The sequence below is a fragment of the Streptomyces sp. SID14478 genome (assembly GCF_010548525.1).
In the GTDB taxonomy this organism is placed as follows: domain Bacteria; phylum Actinomycetota; class Actinomycetes; order Streptomycetales; family Streptomycetaceae; genus Streptomyces.
In genome coordinates this window covers 1-2,782 of the sequence record NZ_JAAGMG010001359.1, presented here as the reverse complement: position 1 = coordinate 2,782, position 2,782 = coordinate 1, and the positions used below count along the sequence as shown (strand labels likewise).

At 72.8% G+C, this 2,782-nt stretch carries 3 protein-coding genes, 1 tRNA gene and 1 pseudogene; 3 read left to right on the top strand and 2 right to left on the bottom strand.

What is annotated here, in order from left to right:
- Window positions 1–153: 153 nt before the first annotated feature.
- The gene (locus tag G3I40_RS43405; protein WP_164560299.1) at window positions 154–387 is read right to left on the bottom strand and encodes a DUF2277 domain-containing protein; all 234 of its coding nucleotides are present in this window, start codon (window positions 385–387) and stop codon (window positions 154–156) included.
- A gap of 127 nt (window positions 388–514) precedes the next feature.
- On the opposite strand from G3I40_RS43405, the gene G3I40_RS43400 reads away from it, so the two are divergent.
- Window positions 515–883 (top strand): hypothetical protein, encoded by a 369-nt coding sequence (locus G3I40_RS43400; protein ID WP_164560298.1) that lies wholly within the window; start codon window positions 515–517, stop codon window positions 881–883.
- 24 nt (window positions 884–907) lie between these two features.
- Here G3I40_RS43400 and G3I40_RS43395 read toward each other — a convergent pair.
- Window positions 908–979 (bottom strand) — tRNA-Val (locus tag G3I40_RS43395).
- 228 nt (window positions 980–1,207) lie between these two features.
- On the opposite strand from G3I40_RS43395, the gene G3I40_RS43390 reads away from it, so the two are divergent.
- Together G3I40_RS43390 and G3I40_RS43385 are read left to right on the top strand one after the other, a co-directional pair.
- Window positions 1,208–2,002 (top strand): DUF4097 family beta strand repeat-containing protein, encoded by a 795-nt coding sequence (locus G3I40_RS43390; protein WP_164560297.1) that lies wholly within the window; start codon window positions 1,208–1,210, stop codon window positions 2,000–2,002.
- Between the two features lie 84 nt (window positions 2,003–2,086).
- Window positions 2,087–2,782: pseudogene (locus G3I40_RS43385) on the top strand (hypothetical protein); the annotation flags it as partial.

The following is a 2,782-nucleotide window of genomic DNA, read 5'->3' as shown; positions in this document are numbered from 1 at the left end:
GGGCGTGGCCTGGGCCGCGTACAGCGTGGCGCTCGGCTACTTCGGCGCGCAGTGGCTCGGCGCGAGCTGGCTGTCGACCGTGGTCTCGCTGCTCGCGCTGGTCGGCGCGGGCCTGGTCGCGGCGTACGTGATGCGCCGCCCCGTCCCGGAGGCTCAGGAGGCCTGAGCCGCCTTCGGCGCGCCCCGCACCTCCAGGCCGTCGAGCAGCGCGGCGGTGGCGCGGGCGATCTCGTCCACGGCCCGGTCGAACACCTCCTGGTTGTGCGCGGCCGGCGCCCGGAACCCGGACACCTTCCGCACGTACTGCAAGGCCGCGGCCCTGATGTCGTCCTCGGTGGCCTCTTCCGGGAGCGCGGGCGGGCGAAGGGTCTTGATGCTTCGGCACATGTCTCCAGTCTGCCGCTGCTCCACCCCGTCACGCCTCCTCTTCTCGCTCACATGTTCCGATCACACGTTCGCGTGAAGTCTCCGAAGTCGCTCGCACCACTAATTCGAACAGACGTACCATTGCCGGGTGGCAGCGACCGAAGATTCCGAGTTCGACTTCCCGAGCGACCTCCTCGCAGGCCAGGAGGAACTGCACCAGATCCGGGCCGATCTGCAGGCCCTGTTCAAGCGGCTCCCCTGGTCGGTCGCGCCCCTCGACGCGATCAGCGACACCCAGGGCTGGCGCAAACTGGAGCGCCCGGCCTCACCGGGCTGGACCGACGACGAGCAGGCCGAGGTCGAGAAGCTGCGCCGGCGCGAGCTGGAGCTGGCCGTCTTCGTGACGTGCCACCGCTACTGGTCCGAGCTGCCCGGCCCCGCCGCCGTGCGGGCCCGGGCCCGACTGCAGCACGTCGGCGACCGGCCGGCCGGGGACGACGAAGACCCCCGGCCATGACCATGGCCGGGGGTCTGTTCGCGGTGGGCGCGGACGGTTTCGAACCGCCGACATCCTGCTTGTAAGGCAGGCGCTCTACCCCTGAGCTACGCACCCGGCATCCTGCGCTTTCGCGACCAGGACGAGCCGACAGCCTACCTTGCCGACACCCGTGCGCCACAAACCCGGATGCGCGGCCGCAGCGGCGGGCGCGCGGTGGGGTTAACCCCACCCGCGACCCGGTGGCCGACCGGATCGCGCGGCCCTCCCCCGCTCTCGTACGTTCATGGGGTGCCGACCACCGGTCGGGCACCGCAACACCAGCCGCCGCAGGGGGAGTTCACCATGACCGTCCGACCGTTCCGCACCGGCGGAGCCCGTCGCGTCCTGCTCACCGCGGCCGCCGTCGCCGCCGTCGCCGCGACCGCCACCGCCTGCGGCGCCGACGCCTCCGACGACCACCACCCCGACCACCGCTCGTTCGCCCTGCACGGCAGCACGCTCACCGTCGACTCGGACGACTCCCGGCTCGAACTCGTGCCGGGCGACGGCGACCAGGTGAAGGTCACCCGCTGGTTCGAGGGGTCCACCGTCGTCGGCTCCGACCCCAAGGTGACGTGGAAGTGGCAGGACGACGACAAGGGCGGCCGGCTGACACTGCGGCTGCACTGCAGCGGCGTCATCGCGGACTGCGCGGCCCGGCACCGCGTCGAGGTGCCGCGCGGCATCGCCGTCGTCGTGCGCAACGGCGACGGCAGCGTCCGGGCCAGCGGCCTCAAGCAGGGGCTCGACATCTCCACGCAGGACGGCTCGGTGCACGTCGACGACGTCTCGGGCCCGCTGCGCCTGAACGGCCAGGACGGCTCCCTGCGTGCCTCGGGCGTCGACGCCCGCCGGGTCACGGTGCGCTCCGAGGACGGCTCCGTGCACGTCGCCCTGCGCTCGGTCCCCGACCGCGTCGAGGCGCGCAGCTCCGACGGGTCGCTGACCCTCACCGTCCCCGACAGCGCCAAGTACAAGGTGAGCACCCACACCCAGGACGGCGGCGTGGACGTCTCGGTCCCCCGCGACAGCCACAGCGCCCATCAGATCTCCGCCCGCTCCCAGGACGGAAAAGTCACCCTGCGAACCGCGAACTAACCGGCTCGTGTGTTCGTCCTTAACCGGTGGGAGAATGGACACCGGTCAAGGGCTGATGACGGCACGGGCAGCACGGGAGAGTTAGTGACGGAGACGGCGGAGAAGCGCTCCACCAGAGCGCAGAGCACTGCCCCCCGGCGGCGCCGCGGGGTCCGCGACTTCCTCACCCTCACTCTGCTCCCCGTCCCGCTGCTCGCCGCCACCGTCACCACCGCCTTCGCCGGCGGCGGCACCCGCCGCTGGTTCGGCGGCCGCGCCGAGAACCAGCGGGTCGAGGCACAGGCCGCCAAGGACGCCGCGGCCGCCGCGTTCTACGAACTGGACACGGCCCAGCGGGACCTGCGCATCTCGATAGAGACCATCACGGCGGTCGACGACTCGCCCGCGGCCCGCCGCGCCGTCACCGACTTCCAGCAGCTCGGCGCCCGCATCGACGAGGTCAGCGGGCAGTACATCACCGCGGTCGACGCCCATGACCTGGACCGGGACGACCTGGAGGCGTCCGCCGCCGCCCGCGCCCGGACCGAACTGACGCAGGCCAAGGACGAGTTGGGGCGGACGAAGGCGGACCTGGAGCGGTTCGCCCAGGGCCTCGGGCCGCTGCTCGGCAAGGCGGAGACCCAGCTGGCCCGCCTCGCCCCGTCCGTGGAGCGCGCCCGTCAGGCCCTGCTCGCCGCGACCACCGCCCTCGACGGCGTACGGCAGTCGGGGCTCAAGGCCGACGACCTGGCCGGCCGGCTCGCCGCCCTCGGCCCCGAGCTGACCAAGCTGAACCAGGGC

Bases quoted from the DNA above. Each gene is read 5' to 3' on its own strand.
- G3I40_RS43405 (WP_164560299.1), bottom strand. From the start codon at position 387: ATGTGCCGAAGCATCAAGACCCTTCGCCCGCCCGCGCTCCCGGAAGAG.
- G3I40_RS43390 (WP_164560297.1), top strand. From the start codon at position 1,208: ATGACCGTCCGACCGTTCCGCACCGGCGGAGCCCGTCGCGTCCTGCTC.